Source organism: Methanosarcina sp. DH1 (assembly GCF_020804205.1).
Lineage (GTDB): Archaea > Halobacteriota > Methanosarcinia > Methanosarcinales > Methanosarcinaceae > Methanosarcina > Methanosarcina vacuolata.
In genome coordinates, this window is record NZ_WJBJ01000031.1 from 1 (window position 1) to 18,749 (window position 18,749).

At 39.5% G+C, this 18,749-nt stretch carries 17 protein-coding genes; 9 read left to right on the forward strand and 8 right to left on the reverse strand.

Annotated elements, in window-relative coordinates:
• Positions 1-69 precede the first annotated feature (69 nt).
• Complete coding sequence (locus tag FXW07_RS16905) at positions 70-339, reverse strand: hypothetical protein (protein WP_229396606.1); 270 nt, start codon at positions 337-339, stop codon at positions 70-72.
• 110 nt (positions 340-449) lie between these two features.
• Positions 450-1,514 (reverse strand): hypothetical protein, encoded by a 1,065-nt coding sequence (locus FXW07_RS16910; protein WP_229396608.1) that lies wholly within the window; start codon positions 1,512-1,514, stop codon positions 450-452.
• Positions 1,515-1,792: 278 nt separating this feature from the next.
• Here FXW07_RS16910 and FXW07_RS16915 point away from each other — a divergent pair, with 278 nt between their 5' ends.
• Complete coding sequence (locus FXW07_RS16915; protein ID WP_229396610.1) at positions 1,793-1,933, forward strand: hypothetical protein; 141 nt, start codon at positions 1,793-1,795, stop codon at positions 1,931-1,933.
• Between the two features lie 75 nt (positions 1,934-2,008).
• Here FXW07_RS16915 and purF read toward each other — a convergent pair whose 3' ends face one another.
• From purF to FXW07_RS16930, 3 genes are all read right to left on the reverse strand, one after another.
• Positions 2,009-3,442: an amidophosphoribosyltransferase gene (purF, locus tag FXW07_RS16920; protein ID WP_229396612.1), complete on the reverse strand. Its 1,434-nt coding sequence runs from the start codon at positions 3,440-3,442 to the stop codon at positions 2,009-2,011.
• Positions 3,443-3,491: 49 nt separating this feature from the next.
• Complete coding sequence (locus FXW07_RS16925; RefSeq protein ID WP_080942245.1) at positions 3,492-3,662, reverse strand: 50S ribosomal protein L37e; 171 nt, start codon at positions 3,660-3,662, stop codon at positions 3,492-3,494.
• A 148-nt stretch (positions 3,663-3,810) separates the two neighbouring features.
• Positions 3,811-4,029 (reverse strand): LSm family protein, encoded by a 219-nt coding sequence (locus FXW07_RS16930; protein ID WP_048121098.1) that lies wholly within the window; start codon positions 4,027-4,029, stop codon positions 3,811-3,813.
• 436 nt (positions 4,030-4,465) lie between these two features.
• On the opposite strand from FXW07_RS16930, the gene thiD reads away from it, so the two are divergent.
• Positions 4,466-5,812 carry a bifunctional hydroxymethylpyrimidine kinase/phosphomethylpyrimidine kinase gene (gene thiD, locus FXW07_RS16935; protein ID WP_229396699.1) on the forward strand — a complete coding sequence of 449 codons (1,347 nt, stop codon included), beginning with the start codon at positions 4,466-4,468 and terminating at the stop codon, positions 5,810-5,812.
• A 790-nt stretch (positions 5,813-6,602) separates the two neighbouring features.
• Complete coding sequence (locus FXW07_RS16940) at positions 6,603-7,901, forward strand: TrpB-like pyridoxal phosphate-dependent enzyme (protein WP_229396614.1); 1,299 nt, start codon at positions 6,603-6,605, stop codon at positions 7,899-7,901.
• A 646-nt stretch (positions 7,902-8,547) separates the two neighbouring features.
• Here the strand turns inward: FXW07_RS16940 and FXW07_RS16945 are convergent.
• A complete protein-coding gene (locus FXW07_RS16945) occupies positions 8,548-8,955 on the reverse strand; it encodes a DUF1699 family protein (RefSeq protein WP_048121095.1) in 408 nt (135 codons plus the stop codon).
• A gap of 1,464 nt (positions 8,956-10,419) precedes the next feature.
• On the opposite strand from FXW07_RS16945, the gene folP reads away from it, so the two are divergent.
• The 4 genes from folP to cofE all read left to right on the forward strand — a co-directional run bounded on the left by folP (position 10,420) and on the right by cofE (position 14,731).
• Positions 10,420-11,646, forward strand: coding sequence for a dihydropteroate synthase (gene folP / locus FXW07_RS16950; RefSeq protein ID WP_229396616.1), 1,227 nt, complete (start codon positions 10,420-10,422; stop codon positions 11,644-11,646).
• 2 nt (positions 11,647-11,648) lie between these two features.
• The gene (locus FXW07_RS16955; protein WP_229396618.1) at positions 11,649-12,263 is read left to right on the forward strand and encodes a methylenetetrahydrofolate reductase C-terminal domain-containing protein; all 615 of its coding nucleotides are present in this window, start codon (positions 11,649-11,651) and stop codon (positions 12,261-12,263) included.
• Between the two features lie 306 nt (positions 12,264-12,569).
• Positions 12,570-13,448, forward strand: a complete 879-nt coding sequence (locus tag FXW07_RS16960) for a methylenetetrahydrofolate reductase (RefSeq protein WP_229396619.1) — start codon at positions 12,570-12,572, stop codon at positions 13,446-13,448.
• Positions 13,449-13,921: 473 nt separating this feature from the next.
• Positions 13,922-14,731, forward strand: a complete 810-nt coding sequence (gene cofE, locus FXW07_RS16965; RefSeq protein WP_229396621.1) for a coenzyme F420-0:L-glutamate ligase — start codon at positions 13,922-13,924, stop codon at positions 14,729-14,731.
• A gap of 342 nt (positions 14,732-15,073) precedes the next feature.
• On the opposite strand, the gene FXW07_RS16970 is transcribed toward cofE, so the two are convergent.
• Together FXW07_RS16970 and FXW07_RS16975 are read right to left on the reverse strand one after the other, a co-directional pair.
• A complete protein-coding gene (locus FXW07_RS16970; protein ID WP_229396623.1) occupies positions 15,074-15,268 on the reverse strand; it encodes a hypothetical protein in 195 nt (64 codons plus the stop codon).
• A 1,098-nt stretch (positions 15,269-16,366) separates the two neighbouring features.
• Positions 16,367-16,510 carry a hypothetical protein gene (locus FXW07_RS16975; protein WP_157206079.1) on the reverse strand — a complete coding sequence of 48 codons (144 nt, stop codon included), beginning with the start codon at positions 16,508-16,510 and terminating at the stop codon, positions 16,367-16,369.
• Positions 16,511-16,553: 43 nt separating this feature from the next.
• Between FXW07_RS16975 and trxA the strand changes: the two genes are divergently transcribed.
• Positions 16,554-16,820: a thioredoxin gene (gene trxA, locus FXW07_RS16980; protein WP_048123938.1), complete on the forward strand. Its 267-nt coding sequence runs from the start codon at positions 16,554-16,556 to the stop codon at positions 16,818-16,820.
• Between the two features lie 408 nt (positions 16,821-17,228).
• A complete protein-coding gene (locus FXW07_RS16985) occupies positions 17,229-18,533 on the forward strand; it encodes an ISNCY family transposase (protein WP_229396625.1) in 1,305 nt (434 codons plus the stop codon).
• Positions 18,534-18,749: the final 216 nt, after the last annotated feature.

Genomic DNA, 18,749 nt, shown 5'->3' on the forward strand with positions numbered 1-18,749 from the left:
AGAGCAGGGAGCTCCGAAAAGTTATTAAGAGTAAGGTTTATAGTTACCATTGTTTTTGCCGTAACATCATTACATAATTATAGAATTATAATTTTGTGTAGTGATGTTACACTTACTTTTATCACTAGATTTTGGGACTGAGTCTATTCTCTTCAAATTAAATGGGTTTCCAACCACAGAAAAAATATAATAATATTTCCATTTCCTCTTCTCATATCTTGGAGTAAAAAATGGAACTTGAAGCTTTAAAAAAAGTGCTGGCTTCACTGGCATCAATCCTGATGAAATTAAAGATGAAAGATATGCCAAAGTTCCTTCAAATTCCCATATCTTCTCCAAATTTTTTGATTCCCTCCAAATTTTCTGCTTTTCTCAAGTTTTTTGAAAATCTGCCTGAAATCACCTGCACGAGAAAATTGAAATTTCACTCACTTGAAAAGTCCGCCAGTTTAATCAGTTGGTCTGGCGCGAGTCGCAAGCCAGACTACTATTGCCCCTAATCCAATAATAAGGGCAATAAAACGTATAAGCCCTCCCAGGAAAGGAATTTCGTATACAATTGCAAACAGGACTGCCCCGACAAGATAGTACATCAGTTTTCCCGTTTCCTTTTTTAATATTTTTTTATAGATTATCTCGCCTGCAAGCAGTTTCACCGGCACTGTCGCGATAAGGAGTGCGAGTGCCAGAAGCAGGATAATCAGGATCGAAAGGCTCCATCCAAAGAAAGTAATAAGCAGGATTATCGAGAATACTGGAAGGAAAATTAGAGTTAGAAAACCCAGTAATCCTGCCTTAAGAGGTGAATCTTTTACTAGTTCCGCAATCCCGCCTACGAAACCCGGGAAAAGGTGGATAAGGACCAGGCCCAGAGCCAGGGACGCGAGCAATCTCAGGATGAATGAGAATATGCTAAATCCTTTGGTAACACTTTCATAACTTTCTTCCTTTGCATTTACCTGCGTAATATTCAGGTTTCCGCCAACCTTATCGTTCAGACTGGGTGGATAATTATCGGCTTGAAGTGCAAGATTTCCTTTAAGCTCGAAGTCATCTCCGGTTTTGAGGGTGCTCGTTGAGACTTCCCCATTTCCGTTAACTATCCCGTCAAGCGTTACTTCCCCTCCGCCAAGCAGAATATCCCCTTCAACCACACTGTCCCGAGAAAGAATGATCTGACCGCCGAGTGCTGCTACATCTCCACCTACATTTCCGTTTATCCGTATGGAGCCTCCTAGTGCGAGAATGTTTCCTGAAACATTTCCATTAACAATTATATCCCCGCTTGCACCCAGGAAATTACCTCCTGTGTTCCCGTTTACTTCTATTTCAGACCCTGCAAGCACCAGGTCTCCCTGAATGTCCTGGTTGATCTGAAGTTCCTCACCACCCCCAAAGGCATTTCCTGAGCTTGTATGTTTAAGAAAGTTCTCATCGGCAGCTACTGCTGAATTGGGCAGTACAATAAAAAGTATTATAAATAAAATAAGACCTGATACCAGCTTTTTTTCCATAAATCAACCCTCTTTGTATTTTTGCTCAATTTTGCATTTAATTGTTTCCTTTAATTATAAAAAATCTCTAAAACCAGTTGTCTCAAAACTCAACCCATTTCTACAATTGGATAATTGAAATTGTTGACTTTAAATTCAGATCGAAAATTATTCTGAAATTCAGGTATTTATTTGCCTCGAATTATAGTACATTATCCTATTTGTAGAATTATGTGTAGTTTTGAGACAGCTTGAAAAAATATATTTTAGTAATATCGTAGATGTTCGTGTGTGAGTTATTGAAAAACAACATAATAGATAGTGAGAATTCAAAAAGATTAGTGGAAAATCAAATAGATAGTGAGAATTCAAAAAGAGTAGGGGTAAATCAAATAGATAGCGATAATTCAAAAAGAGTAGGGGCAAAATCAAATAGATAGTGAGAATTCAAAAATATAGTGAGAATTCAAAAAGAATAGTGAAGAAAGTTCCTTATTTTGACTGGGAAGAGCCGTTCAGGAACTTTCCGGTTTATTGTCAAAATCATCCAGACGTGTCTGTTTCCTTGTGCAATTTTCTCCAGGGATTTCTACAGGATACTCTCCTGTGAGACAACCAAGGCACATGTCACTTTTATCGCACTCAAGAGCCCTCATAAGTCCGTCAATACTCAGATATCCGAGGGAATCCGCATTAATTAGGCTTTCAACCTCTTTTACGGTTTTATAAGATGCGATAAGTTCCTGCCGGGTAGCCATATCTATACCCAGATAGCAGGGAGCAATAATTGCGGGACTTCCTACTCTTGAATGAATTTCTGACGCACCTGCCCTGCGGACCATATCTATAATCCGCCTGGAAGTTGTACCCCGGACAATGCTGTCATCAACCAGAACGACACGTTTGCCTTTGACATTATCCTGGATAGCATTCATTTTAAGTCGGACTGCGGTTTCACGCAATTCCTGGCCAGGCAGGATAAATGTACGCCCTATGTAACGGTTCTTCATCAGGCCTTCGAGGTATTTAGTACCTGATTCCCTGGCATAACCAATTGCCGAGGTAATCCCAGAGTCCGGAACAGGAGAAACAACGTCAGCCTCTACCGGATGCTCTCTGGCGAGTTCCCTTCCAATATTTTCCCGCACTTTGTAGACCAGTTTTCCATCAATAATAGAATCTGGCCTTGCGAAATAAATGAACTCAAACACACAATGAGCAGGATGAGGCTCGTTTCCTATCTGGCAGCTCTCAAAGCCGTCGCCCGTAAAGACTATTACCTCACCTGGCCGCACATCTCTGATAAGGGTGCCGTTAAGGGTATCAAGGGCCACGCTTTCCGAGAAAACTGCGTATCCGCCATCGACTTTTCCGAAGCAAAGCGGCTTAAGACCGAGAGGGTCCCGCACAGCATACAGAGCACCGCCGATATGGATAACCAGAGAATAGGAACCGACAAGCTTGCGCATGACATTCCGAATAGATTCTATGGGGTCGTGTTTTATCAGTTCTTTTACAAGAAGGTGGCCGATAACTTCGGTATCGGAATCACTGATAAAAATACGGCCTTCACACTCAAGTTCATCCTTGAGCTTTCTGGCATTAACAAGGTTCCCATTATGGGCAATTGCAACTGCTCCTCCTTTGAAATTCAGGATAAAGGGCTGGCAGTTTTCTATTTTTGATCCTCCGGTAGTTGAGTAGCGGACATGCCCTACTCCTACATTTCCGATCAGGTGCCCCAGAGAATCTTTGTTATATACATCAGGAACAAGGCCCATGCCTTTAATGGAATGAGAGGATGTACCGTCATATACCATTATGCCAGTGGATTCCTGTCCCCTATGCTGGAGGGCATACAAGGCGTAATACAGCTTGAATGCGACAGTATTGGATTGAGGCCTGTCGCCTGGTAGAATTATGCCTGCAACGCCACATTCTTCTTTCAATTTCGACCTCCGGTGAAGGTAAAAAATAGAGAAAGTGGTACAGACAGGTTTAATACTTGCACTTTGCCTGCCACTTGTAAGCTCTTATTCGAGATGTTTTTCCAAAACCACATGAAGTACACTGTTTTGTATGCACGTTGAAAGAAACACTCCCACAGCGCCTGCATTTAGCATGTGTGCGTTTCTGCCTTTTTCCCATTGATGCCGTACCTTTACTCATTCCTAAATCTCCTGATAAAATTAATTTGTTAGAGCAGTATTCGATAATCTGAAGCGATTCTATTCATCTGAATTTACTCTCTGCGGCCAGTCACAATAAGTCCTGGTCATCGAGGTTTTACGATAATAGATGAAGTGCTTGATATAGATTACGGAGATACGTATACCACGTTGTCACCGCGAATAACGACACTGCTGAACTTACTTACAATTTCTCCTTCTCTTAGCTCTTCAGCATTGTCGAGCACGAGGTTCATGTGAATATCATATCCTTTCAGCTCACCTCTAAACTCGCGTGCGCCTTTCAATCTAACGATTACAGGTGTGTCCAATGCGTTGTTCAAAATATCCAGAGGTCGGTTTGCCATCCTTACAGTCCCCTTAAAACATTATAAATCAAGTCATTATCTATATCAATATAAATAGTTAATCCAGATTTAAATTGATCGCCGCGTCTTAAATTTGATTATTTGCATCAAAGTCGCAAATACAATATATAAATGTATCGAAGCAATATATCACTTTTTAAGTTATCATACAGAAAAAAAACCTGCTATGAACGGGAATTCTCTACAAAATACCCTGATATAAATGCAAAATGAACGGGAATTCCTTCAGGACAAAGATAACCCTTCAGAAAAAACAAAGGATCATCTAAACCTGTTGAGAAGATTTTTTACAAATAATTCTATTAAAACTTATAAAAATCTTCCTGAAAGGCACAATATTAAATTAATTTCATATTTCCAGAAGAAAGAGCTCTAGAAAGTAGCAGGAACACGAATGAAAGAAAGAGAGACATCCATGACCGAAAAACCCTTAAAAATAAAAACCCCAATTGTTCTGACTATAGCAGGTTCGGATTCAGGTGGAGGAGCAGGAATTGCTGCGGATCTGAAGACTTTTGCCGCTCTTGGAGTGCACGGAACCTGCGCTATTACATCGGTTACTGCACAGAATACTACTGGAGTGCTGAAAACCTTTGACCTCACTCCTGAAACTGTCGCCAGCCAGATTGAAGCTGTCTGCACCGATATGGAGGTCAGGTGGGCAAAAAGTGGTATGCTTGCCTCATCGGAGATCGTAAGGGAAGTTGCAAAAGAAGTAAGGAAATATGAGCTTTCCCTTGTGCTGGACCCTGTTATAGCTGCTGAAGCAGGAGGGAACCTGCTACGAAAAGAAGCTATCTCTGTCCTTACTGAAGAACTGCTGCCCTTATGCAAGGTTACGACACCTAATGCATCCGAAGCAGGTGTACTGGCTGGCATGTCTGTAAAAACTCCTGAGGACGCGAAAATTGCAGCTCGAAAAATCACTGACCTGGGTGTTGAAGCTGTCATTATTACAGGAGGACATCTGGATGCCACTGACCTGATTTATGAAGCTGATTCTGAGACTTTTACCCATATTCCGGGCACTTTTGTTAAAGGAGGGACACACGGCACGGGCTGCACTTACTCTGCGGCAGTGACTGCCTTCTTAGCCTCTGGAGATAACCTGGAAGGAGCTGCAAGGAAAGCAAAGAAATTCGTTGAAAAGGCAATTCTCAAGAGCCGGCCTGCAGGCAGGGGAGTAAGTCCTGTAAACCAGCTTGGAGCGGTTCTGGAGGAAAAAGAGCGCTACCTGGTTTTAAGAAATGTAAAAAAGGCAGTTTCGATCCTTGAAGGCAGCCCTGATTTTTCAAGCCTGATTCCCGAAGTAGGCTGCAACATCGGAATGGCTATTCCCGAAGCTGGCAGCTACGAAGACGTTGCTGCCGTTGAAGGCAGGATAGTGAGGTACAGGGGACGGGCAGTTCCTGTGGGCTGTGTGGATTTTGGAGCCAGCCGGCATATAGCAAGTATTATTCTTGCGTCCCTTCGTTATGATCCTGAAATAAGGGCCGCAATTAACGTAAAATACTCCAGGGAGTCACTTTCAGCCTGCAGAGATATGGAACTTGGAATTTCCTCTTTTGACAGGGCCGAAGAACCGGAAAACTCCAGCACTATGGACTGGGGTACAGCCGAAGCAATCAAAAAATACGGAAGCGTGCCGAAAGTCATCTATGATAAAGGGGGCCAGGGAAAAGAACCAATGATACGCCTTCTCGGGAGATGTGCCACTGAAGTGGCAAAACTTGCTGTGGAGCTTGCAGAACAGATACAGTAAAAATCCGGTTAAGAATCAATAATTTCAGTTATCTACAAGCCATCTTAAACAAACATGATATTCTTTGAATAACATGCACAACCAATGAAGATGCTTGCGGATGGCGGCATTTTCATGCTAAACAAGTGAAATTCTCAGAATATCAAGCGAACCTCTCAGAATATCAAGCGAGATTCTCAGAATATCAAGTGAGATTCTCAGAATATCAAGCGAACCTCTCAGAATATCAAGTGAATATTTGTAGAATCAAACGTTTATATAATTGAGAGATTCTGACCTTTTTTGTTTTATTCGGTTCCTATTTCTGTCCGGTTTACTTTTTTCCCGGTTTTTGCTTCTAACTGTTTTTCCTTCTTTCAATTCCAACTTCTGACAGTCTTTCTTTTTTTCAAGTTCTAGTTTTAATAAGTAGCTTTTCTTCAAACACCTGTTTCTGTTGTATCCTGAAATAATTTCGCAGATTCAAAATCCTTTAAACGTTTAATACCCAATACAACAGCAGGCGACGCAAAGAGTTAAACGTKGAGTAAGTAAAATTCCATTTTGGTATTGTGGACTAATCATGTAAAATGAAACAAGTTCGAAATTGGAGTAAAATAGTGGGTCAACTGTATATGATGTATGATTAAAATAAAAAATATTAAAAAAGCGAAATTATTTTGGGATAAAACATCAAACACCTGTTTCCCAAAAGTACATAAATGGGATGCGAACACCTTAAATGTAAAATAAATAACACTTATATACGTCGAAGTACGAATCTGTACCTAAACGACTACGGAGAAAACCTATGGAACAGACCAAAATTATCCTTGACGAGAATGAAATGCCTAAACAGTGGTATAACGTCCTTTCAGACTTATCCTCTCCTATCGAGCCTCCTCTTGATCCGAGGACCTGGGAGCCTATAACTCCTGAAGCTCTTGAACCTATTTTTCCGAAAGGTCTTATTAAGCAGGAAATGAGCAGTGAAAGGTTTATTGATATCCCTGAAGAGATACTTGAAATTTACAAGCTCTGGAGGCCCAGTCCTCTTTACAGGGCTCACAGGCTGGAAAAACTTCTCAAAACTCCTGCAAAGATATACTATAAAAATGAAGGGGTAAGCCCTGCAGGCAGCCATAAGACAAATACTTCACTTGCTCAGGCTTATTATAATATGAAAGAAGGAACCGAGAGGATCACAACTGAAACAGGGGCAGGACAATGGGGAAGTGCATTAGCTCTTGCCTGCAATTACTTTGACCTCGAATGTAAAGTCTATATGGTCCGTTCCAGTTTTTACCAGAAACCTTATCGGAAATCCCTGATGACAGTATGGGGAGGAAATGTTGTGCCCTCTCCAAGCGAAGATACCGAATTCGGGAGACAGATTCTGAAAGAGCAGCCGGAAACGCCGGGAAGCCTGGGGATAGCAATCAGTGAAGCCGTGGAGGATGCAATCGCACACGATAACACTAAGTACTCCCTAGGAAGTGTCCTCAACCATGTTATGCTCCACCAGACAGTAATCGGGGCCGAATGCAAGAAGCAACTTGAACAGGTTGAAACCTATCCTGATATAGTTATAGGCTGCTGTGGAGGCGGAAGCAACCTCGCGGGAATATCTCTTGAGTTTATTAAAGACAGGATTGAAGGAAAGAGATATCCAAGAGTAATTGCAGTCGAACCTTCAGCTTGCCCGTCCTTGACTAAAGGAGAATACAGGTATGACTTTGGAGATACTGCGGAAATGACCCCGCTTCTTAAAATGTATACTCTCGGCCACAAACATGTGCCTCCTGCCATCCACGCAGGCGGACTCCGTTACCACGGTGACTCCCCAATCATAAGTAAACTCTGCGCTGAAGGGTTTATTGAAGCTGTTTCATATGATCAGTACCCGGTGTTTGATGCCGCTGTGCAGTTCGCACGGACTGAAGGCATAGTCCCTGCTCCGGAATCCTCCCACGCTATCCGCTGTGCAATCGACGAAGCTCTCAAATGCAAGCAAACCGGAGAAGAAAAAACAATCCTATTTAACCTCAGTGGACACGGGCATTTCGACATGAGTTCCTATGATAAATATTTCAACAAGGAACTCGCCTGAAAAACAACTGAAAAAAACAAAATTCAGGATATAACTAAACAGGATGCCTTAAAGGCATCCTGACAATCAGGAAACTCACACTCCTCTACTCCTTCTGCAATAATGCTACAGAGAATAGAAAGACATTATAAAAACCGCATCTGTACAGATGTAGCCAAGAGAACCAGGAACACTCCATGAAATCTCAAGTTGGTCAAAATACTTCAGGATTATTTGGTCTCAAGGATGTTTAAGAGTTTAAAAATTTAATATTTACATTCCAAAATCATATTTGCTCATATAACTTTATATAGAAAGACGTTTTCTTGTATAATCAAAAACCTCTTTAAAAGTTATGTTCTTTTTAAATATTTTTGCTTTTTTGATTATTTATAGTCTTTTTTAAAGATGTGTTGCTTGATTATGAATTTGAACTCGTCGTCTTGAGCACAAATGTTGCACAGAAACCATTTACCTGCAACCGTTGCCCCTTTTGATCACGCTTTCATGACGTTTTAGGTTTAGCAATAGTTTTCGGTCAAGCCTTTTTTGAAAAGGGTTGTTCTACAACCGTTTCGCCGGTTGATCACTCCGACCATGTCATTGCTGGGTTTTTTCTCAAGCCTTTTTTGAAAAGGCTAGCTGGACAAGGGCAGAGATTTTTTTCTCACTCCAAATCTTTTTTGTTCAGAATGTAAGAAATCATTTCAGGACTAAGTTTGCTCTCATGCGCTAATTTCTCCGCAATTTTTTCACTGGGAATGCCTTCAGCTTTCATGCCTCTCATTTTTGAAATTACGGATGAGGGAACAGTATAATACTCATTAATGTCTTTCCTGTGGCCCCAGACATCCCCTTCTATGAGCTGAACTTTTTGCATTTCCATAAACATCTCTATGGCTCTTGAAACTGTCCTTATGTATGATCTTGGAAGCTGGATTACTTCCAGTTTTGGACAGGTCTCAACAAGCAGAAAAATATCTTTATTTGACGGCCTGAATGCAAAGTGAACTACCTTTTCATTCGGATTCAGTGACAGAATTTCATTTCTTGAACTGATAACTCGTATTCTCATATAGATCCCCCGACCCAAAACTTACTAAAGTATCAATAAAATAAGTTACACTACTTTATTTAAATATTTTTCTTGTGTACTCCTCGATTTTGTCCTGTTATATTGAGAATACTGAAAAAGAAGTATATGGAAAAAGCAGAACTAAAAAGCTAAAAAATACTTTTATATTTCAAATCTATATAATTTGATTATAAAATATTAATAAATATGAAAAATATAAAAATGTTTCATAGTGCACATCCCGATTTTTGATACTTTTATATAATTCAAATCATAAAAGGATAATTATTATAGTAATCCATTAGCAAAATGGCCAACATCAATTGATTGTTGTCTCAATTTGACAGGGATCGGAATGTCAGTCATAAGGTTTCATAAGGTAATGCATCGATTATCAAATAAACACATATTAAAAAAATAATTACAATTTATAACTCAAATATTATTTTGAACTCATAGGCAATTTTGTTACATGAAAAACGCAGTCTTCCGAAGAGTGATTCGAAAGAGTGATTTGAAAGAGTGATTTGAAAGAGTGATCCAATCTGGATGTTACAACCACGAAAAACATGGAAAGCACGGAAGAACCAGGTCTTTATCACTCATTTTCGTGTTTTCCGTGTATTCTTTGGTTTTCAAAAAATTAATTTTTAACATACTTTGGAATCAATACACTAGATTTGGTAAAAATCATTTATACTAGAGCAAGAAAAATTGTTTTTCCCAATTGTACCAGATTAGGGAAAGCAACCTTATTCTTTCGCTCTTACCAGTTTACAATATTAGTAATTGTTTTTAGAGATAATTTCGGCTCTTCGTCATTCCCTGTGGATAAGACGATTTTCAATTCGAGACCGAGTTGGTTTTTATGAAGACATTACGAGGATATCCACACAAAACAATGAAGAATCATAATTCTTAATAACCATAAAACGCTGCTTTCCTAATTGTACCATATCAATTCTACACATCAATATTTTTATGTATTATTGGAGCTTATAATACTATAATAGCGTTTACTGTTAATAATATTCAAAATAATTATTTGGTTTTACACATAATCCTATTAATATATAATGTTCGGTCGGCAAAATGAGGCCTACAGCAAGGCTTGAAACCTGCTTTAATGTATCTTAAAAATTCCTTAAACAAGTATACCTGATAAAGTCAGTTTATATGTATTAATTAATATATGATTATAGTGATTATTGTTTAATCCTGATAATAATTGATAAATAAAGTTCCCTCTGTCTGGAAGCCTCTGCGGACGTAATAGAAAGATTTTTCACGGAATGTAGTAAAGCGGAATAAACTATATTTTCGCGATTTAAAGGCATATCGTTGAAATCTCCGACAGTGAGAAAGCTCTGTAAAGCCGGCTTCCACCAGTACCTATTTACCAATGTTTATTAAGCGCAAGCTAGCGTTATTTTAATTGAAATTTATAGATCCTGGTTGTCAAAAATGGTTGTTGATACTGAAATATGTGGTATAAAAATAGGAGATCGATACCCTGCACATGTAATGGGTATTATTAACTTTAGTCCTGAGTCCTTTTACGGAAATTCGGTCGTAAACCCTGATTCTGCGCTTGAGACAGCTCTAAAAATGGTTGAGGAAGGAGCAACCTTTCTGGACCTTGGAGCCCGTTCAACCTGGTTGCATGCCGAACCTATTAGCAGGAAACAGGAACTTGAACGTATTTTGCCAGTGCTTGAAGCACTGAAAGGCAATGTGGATGCTGTGATTTCTGTGGATACGATGTTTCCTGAAATCGCAGAAGAAGCTCTCAAAAGGGGAGCTGATATCATAAATGACGTCTCCGGTTTTACTGCAGACCCCAGAATGATTGAAGTAGTGGCAGACTACGGATGCCCTGCTGTTGTCATGGCCTCAAATAAAGTTCCGGGTGATCCCCTTGGAATGGATGCCGTTATAGAATCCCTTGATTCTATTATACAGGCTGCTGAAGCAGGTGGCATAAACCCAGAAAAACTCATACTTGATCCTGCATCCGGCAGGTGGATCGAAGAAAAACTTTCCATTTATGACTTTGAAACTCTTGACGATTTTGAACGCCTTCAAATTTTTGAAAAGCCTTTGTTAGCAGCGCTCTCAAGAAAATCATTCATAGGAGATGTACTTGGAAAACCCGCAACTGAGAGGCTCTATGGAAGCCTGGCTGCCGCAGCTATTGCAGTTTATAAAGGTGCTCATATTGTCCGTACACATGATGTACCTGAGACCGCTGACGTTGTAAAGCTTTCAGGAGCTATCAGGAGTAGTCCAAGTATAGTAAAAGAGGGAAGGTATGAGGTCTCTGTGGTTAAGGTAAAGACACCACAGGATGCAGCCATTGCAATGCGGAAACTTGGAGTTACCACGACAGGCTCAAAGGTAATGCAGAATAAAAGTATCCATCTTATGCTGAAAATTCGTAATCTTACGACCACAGAGGCTTTGATAATAAAACAGGAGATACTCTCTCGAGGAGGGGATGCAGCACTGACAAGGAATGCAGTTTCCCACGAAACGGAGATGACTGATGTGCTTGTAATGGGTACTCTGCTTCAGCTTGGGCGCCTTGCCAGGAAACTTGAAGGGCAGGCGCGCTCCCTACCACTTATTGCCGAAATGATCCACGAATGTATTGCAAAGCGGAGCGATCTGGAATATCGATATTTGAGGTAGTTATGATTATAACTTCAGCAAAACCCCTTGAAGAAATCCTGGCCCTGTTACAGGACGAAGATGACATATTTATTATCGGATGCAATGTCTGTGCTGCAAAACTGAAGACCGGTGGAGAACCCGAAGTGCTTGAGATGATCAGACAGCTTGAGAAAAGCGGAAAGCGTGTAGTAGGCTGGGCTCTCCCCACAGCAGCCTGCAGTGTCCGGTCTTTTGACTCCCTGGTCCAAAAGAATGAAAAAATAACTGAAGCACGCTGTATTCTGGTTATGGGCTGCGGTAGTGGAGTTTCAACGGTTTCCGGTGTTGCGGAGGTTCCTGTATTCGGCTCAAATGATACGCTTTCTCTGGGAGGTTCAAGCGAAGGCAAGCTGCTTTCAGGCCAGTGTATAATGTGTGGAAAATGCACAATTGGTGAATTTGGAGGTATCTGTCCTAAATCACGATGCCCCAAAGGACTTCTAAATGGGCCCTGTGGGGGAGCTATTGACGGGATGTGTGAAGTCAACAGAGAGAACGATTGCGTATGGACTTTAATTTATAATAGGTTGAAAAAAATCAATAGGCTTGATCTCCTTTACACAGTTCATGCCCCTCAGGAGCATAGAGTTGATTAAATTCATTCACAGTTTTTATTTAATTTTTAAATCATATTTTTTCCCGTGCTTGAAATGCATGTCTTTGACGCATCAGTGCAAGTCTGCTATAACCTGTCTGATTTGCAAAAAGTAACCTGTCTGATTTGCAAAAAGTAACCTGTCTGATTTGCAAAAAGTAACCTTTATGATTTGCAAAAAGTAACTTGTCTGATCTGCAAAAAGGGATGATGCGGCATAAAGGTTTTTGAAAATAATATTAACCGACTGATAGTGCACGATTCAGGAGCATGGTTTAAATAATTTCATCCCTAATATTCTTACTCAATGCTCTTTAATTTTCGTGAAAAACTGAATTCCAGCAAATTTCTGGTCACTGCTGAAGTCTCCCCTCCTAAGGGCACAAGATTCTCAGTTCCCCTTGAAGACGCTCACCAGCTCAAAGGTATTGCAGATGCTATAAACGTTACGGATAATCAGTGCTCAATTATGCACATGAGCTCCCTGGCTTTTAGCAAGCTTTTGCTTGATGAGGGACATGAACCTATTATGCAGCTCACCTGTCGGGACAGGAACAGGATAGGACTTCAGTCCGATCTTCTCGGAGCGTATGCTCTGGGTATTCGGAACATCTGTGTGATGACAGGAGATTTTCCTTCGTGTGGAGATCATCCAGGTTCAAAGCCCGTATACGACCTTGATTCCGTACAGCTCCTTCAACTTGTTCGGAAGCTTGACTCAAGCATTAATTTTGCAGGAAACAGGCTGGACGGAGGCACCTCTTTCTGTGCAGGTGCGGTTTCTGGTATAGACCCTGAAAAACCTTTGCAACTCATAAAGCTTGAAAAGAAAGTCAGCTGTGGAGCTGATTTTATCCAGACTCAGGCGGTCTATGATGTGGGCATGTTTGAGGAGTTTATGGAGGCTATAAGCCACCTTGAAGTGCCTGTAATTGCAGGCCTGATTCCTCTAAAATCTCTGGGTATGGCTGAATTCATGAACAGGAACATTTCGGGAATTCATGTTCCTGAAGAAATCATGCTTCGTATAAAAGATGCACCTGATCCTGTCGAAGAAGGTCTTTCAATAGCTTCAGAGACTATAAAGGAGCTTATGAAACTCTCACGAGGGGTTCATATTATGCCTGTGGGCTCTCATAAAAATACCGCAAGACTGCTTTCGATGGCTGGAATTTCCGGGAAATAATTTTCTTACAGGTAAAAATCACTATCTATACCGGAAGACTCTTTTTCCTCTTTTTCAGCGGTAAGATTTTTACTTTCTGTATTCTCTTCTTCAGGCTTTTATTCTCATCGATTATTTTATCTGGGTATCCTTTCATATTTTTGGGCCACTTTTTACATTTTTTTAGATTTTACCTCACATCTTTTTAGATTTTTTCTCACATTTTTTTAGATTTTTCTTCACATCTTTTTGAATACTTCATAATATTTTTTTGGCGATTTCTTATATTTTTTTAGATCTTTTCTCAAATCTTCTTGGATGCTTTCTCACATCTTTTTGAATTCCTTCTCACATCTTCTTGGATACCTTCTCACATCTTTTTGGGAGCCGTCGGATACATTTATCAATATCCTCCGGCATTTTACGATTTGATTTCGCATTTATTTTAGATTCAGCAAACCAATCTAGTCATTAACTCCTAAGGGCAGCAGAGTATGAGTTCAGAAAATACTTCCATCCAGATGTTTGGGATTAAGACCCCTATTATAAGGGAAGGGGATGATATCGTACAGATTTTAGAGAAGGCTCTGGAGGAAGCAGGGCTTGTCCCTATTGATGGGGATGTTTTCGTACTTGCAGAATCTGCAGTTGGCACTGCGGAAAGAAGAGCCGTCAGGCTTGCAAGTGTGACTCCAGGTGAAAAGGCAAAAGTGCTTGGGGAACAGTACGGGATCGATCCCAGGGAAATGGAACTCGTGCTTCAGGAATGCGATGAGATTTTTGGAGGTGTACCTGGAGCTGCCCTTACAATTACAAAAGGCGTTCTGGCTCCTAATGCAGGGATTGATGCTTCAAATGCCCCTGAAGGCTATGTGATCTTGCTCCCCGAAGACCCGCGAAAAAGTTCCGAGATTATCAGAGGCCGGCTTGAGCAGCGTTACTCATGCAGACTAGGGGTAATTATAGGGGACAGCAGGACTCAACCTCTCAGGCTTGGTTGCTCGGGAATTGCGCTTGGAGTTTCAGGCTTTGTGCCTGTGGAAGATGCGCGGGGAACTGACGATATATACGGGAAACCTCTCCGTATTACATACAAGGCTGTAGCAGATAACCTTGTCTCGGCTGCCGAACTCCTGATGGGAGAAGCTGGGGAAAGAGTGCCATGCGTGCTTATCCGTGGTGCTCCGGTAAGTATGATAAATGAGTCACCTGATATGCCAACGATTCCAATGGAAGGCTGTATGTATTTCGGCAATATAATAAAAGGTCGGCTCGAGGATAAAAACTGCGAGAAAAATGTATGATTCCTTAACTGGTTCCCTGATAAAAGCGGATTTTTCTTTCTAACTGCTCTTCAATAAACTGAAGGTTTTTTCGAGTTAGCTGGTCTTCTTGCGGGAATTATCACGTTAGTGAACTTAATAAATGGAGTCCAAAGTCCAGATCTTATTCCTTCAGGAACTCCTATTGGAGAGCTTGTGATAGCTTTCTAATATTCAAAAAGTATATTCCAAAAAAGGAAAAATAAATAGTCATCGGTTCAAGAAAAACCGAGTTTCAGTGACTTGTCCTTCATGCCGTGAAAAGATAGCTATTATGCTTTTTCCTTTCATACTTAGTAATTTTTTCAGACTCGGCCGTTATTATTAGCAGTCCCAGTCGAAGTCACGACCACATCCTCTTCTGCGGCCGCCGCGACGCCTCCTGAATCTATCATCACAGTCAAAGCGGCCACCAAAACCGCAACCGTCAAATCCACCACAGCCTCCAAAGCCTCCAAAACCGCCGCCGCAACCATCAAATCCTCTTCCTCTTCCAAATACTCCAAATCCTCCACCCATTGTATTTACCTCCATGATTTTACGATATTCTTTTAATATTTTTTTGCTTCATATTCTTAATACTCGTTCTGCATACTGGAGGAGATGATTTTTAAAATCAGGATACAATCTGATTAAATTCCTCATCAACCTCCCCAATCCTGTAATGTACCCGTGGCAGTTATTTTTAGAAATGATTCATTTTTCTCCTTTCTATTTGGGATAAAATGTTCAACTTTAATTGACATGAGTACAAGTATAAATATAATTATATATTATATAATAGTAATAGAATATTTATTCCTTATTAATAATAACTTTGGGGAATTTGTACTTACTAGCTAAAAAATAGGTTCAGCTTACTAGCTAAAAAATAGGTTCAGTTTTGTGTTAACACCTTAATAGCCTTAATTCCTATCCAATAAGGCTAGTATCTTGAAAATTTAGTTATTGGTCACATGTTAACTCTGAATCGCTATCTGTTGATGGAAAGCTATCAAAGGTTTGCTCAATAATTACATTTTCATGACACTAGCTATAGAAACGCAGTATATAAATTCAGTATTATACGAGCTGATCCCAAAACGCAAAATTGCTTCTCTTAATGTTGTATTCTGGATTATCAATAAGAACTTCTGGTCCTGAAAAATAATTCTGAAACTCTTATTGATGTGGGAATAAAATTGGTTTTGGGATGAGCTCTACAAATAAACACAGTATTATGAATAATCCGAAGAAAACCACAAACTTACGTAGGCAATAAGTGATGCTTCATGAGCAGCTTTATCTCCCGATTGGAATATAGAGCTCTCTGGTATTGGAAAAAATACTTGCAAATTGGCACTTTTAAGCCATTATCCCAATCGTGTACATATTTACTACTATCTCAATTAGAATTTGGTTTCTAACGGATAGTATTGATTTGATCCTTTTTGGGATCTTACACGATAGAAATATAAATGCAGCGATCAATATAAGACTATTCCACTTCGATATGGAAATAATTCACCTGGGGATTCCAGGGTAGGGCCTGTGGATTTATTATCGGTAGAGAGAATGAAGCAGGAATATATAATTGGATATTTGGAATTATTTCACATCATCGAAGATAATATACAATTATTGAGTCCCGACCCTGTATTTGGTAAATCCAGCTTTCATGTCGCCTATCATCAGGATTGGGTTTCCGGCAGCTTTGTCGTACAGGCCTTTAGGCAGTGTATGTACGACTCTTCTGTACGCTTCCCGGAATGGATTAAACAAAATAGAGAAATTCCCAGACGTTTCAAAATATAAAGGTGATTTTATGAAACCAATGTTATTGGACTTTTCCGCAACATGGTGTGGACCTTGCAGGATGCAAAAACCTATTCTTGAAGAGCTTGAGAAAAAGTACGGGGATAAGGTTGAGTTCAAAGTTGTAGATGTGGATGAAAACCAGGAAATGGCCTCCAAATATGGCATACATGCTGTCCCAACGCTGATTATCCAGAAAGATGGGATTGAGGTGAAGCGCTTCATGGGAGTTACCCAGGGTAGTGTACTGGCGTCGGAACTCGATAAGATCCTCTGACCCTCAGTTTTTCTGATAAAGACTGCCCGGGGTTCCAGAAACCTGGGGCTATCTTTTTCCATATCCTTTTTATCTGTTTATTTCAGTCGAATTTGGAGTGAGGGCGCGAACATACCCCGTTGCCTGCAGCGAGGCGCGCCAGCGCAACTTTGATTTGAGCTTTTTCTATATCCCTAAAATAGAATAAGTCTTGTTGCCGGTATTCTTTAGTATTTGTTTTAAAACTGAGCATATTTATTAATAGTACTTTAAAACTCATCCTAATATTATAGTATGTTGGTGGAAAATTGATAGGATTTAATGTTCTCATTTTTGACTCAGTCCCAAAATCTAGTGATAAAAGTAAGTGTAACATCACTACACAAAATTATAATTCTATAATTATGTAATGATGTTACGGCAAAAACAATGGTAACTATAAACCTTACTCTTAATAACTTTTCGGAGCTCCCTGCTCTCTTAGACGTTTTTGGTTGTTTTGGAAACGATTATGAATATACCACACGAGGAATTTTTCGTAGAAAAATTCCTCCAGTCTGTTCAATTTGTAGTACTCCAATGGTTCATAATGGCTATAATCCTCATACTAAAGAAGGTCTTGGAGAAATCAACATTGGTCGATATAAATGCTCAAATTGTGGTAATACACACGAAGAAGATCATAGTTTTTGGGAAGATCTGAAGACTTTACTTTTTAATTCATTCAATGATTTCTTCCAGTTACTCAGATACCATAACGTTTCATACGATGGAATTTCTGATATAATGGACTTCATCTATCCGAGATCAAAAAGCACTATTTTAAGAGCATTCTACGAAGAAATGGAACAGAAAACTGTTCCATTTTCAGAAAATATACATATGGTGCACTATGACGAACAACATCCAAAAGAAGGAAGATGTCAGAAATACCGTTTAACTTTACTGGATGCAAAAACTCAAAGAACGATAGCAGATGAACTTTTTGAAGATAAGAGTTCAGAAACCATCAAGGGATTTTTACAGAAAAATCTGGATGCATCAGAGCCTGTGTTTATCGTTACGGACTTTGATAAGAGATACCCTGATATATTAAAGGAAATTTTTGGGGATAAGTTAGTCCATCAATATTGTTTAATGCACTTAAACAAGCTTATTGTTAGTGATTTCCCAAAAAATACAACAATTGAACAGGAATTATTGAAGTACAGGTTATTGAATATATTTTACAATCGAGAGAATGAAATTAAATTTCTGGAAGAACTTCTATCTGAAGAACCTAATCTAGTTAATAAAGAAGAAAAACATCAGGAATGGAGTAAAAACGCAAAAAAGAAATTTTACAAGTATAGAAATGAATTAAAGCTTGAAAGAAGACGGAAAAAGGAAAATCTTCCACTTAATAGTCTTGAAAAAGCAAAATATAACTTCAATAAATTAATGGAAAATATAAGAACATATGATGAATTGGTTCAAAAACGATTGTGGATGATCAATAAACACTGGCTAAATCTTACTTTGTTCCATTATCTTCCAGGAGCGCCGGCGACAAATAATCCTATTGAAAGTTATTATTCAAAAAGTCTAAAAACGGATAACAAGAAGCAGTTCAGGACTGATAAAGGAATTGAGAATCAGATCAAACTTGCTCAAATGAGAAGATTAAATTTGCTCAAGAAACCACAAAAGTCATTTCTGGAATTGTTCAGATTATTTACTCCATTTAAGCTTTAGTAAAAGATATTTTTGAGAGCTGAGTTAAGGATTAAGTAGCGGAGCGTATCGATTTTAGTCAAAAAATTCAGTGAAACAATTAACGGAGTAAAATAATTCTTTGGCATTCCTGCCAAAGAAATCATTTCTCAAGGATTATTACAGTTTATTTGAGCAGTTAGCAGAGAAAAGTGAAGTTTTAAGGACGGAAAAAATGAGAAATCACTAAATTATGAA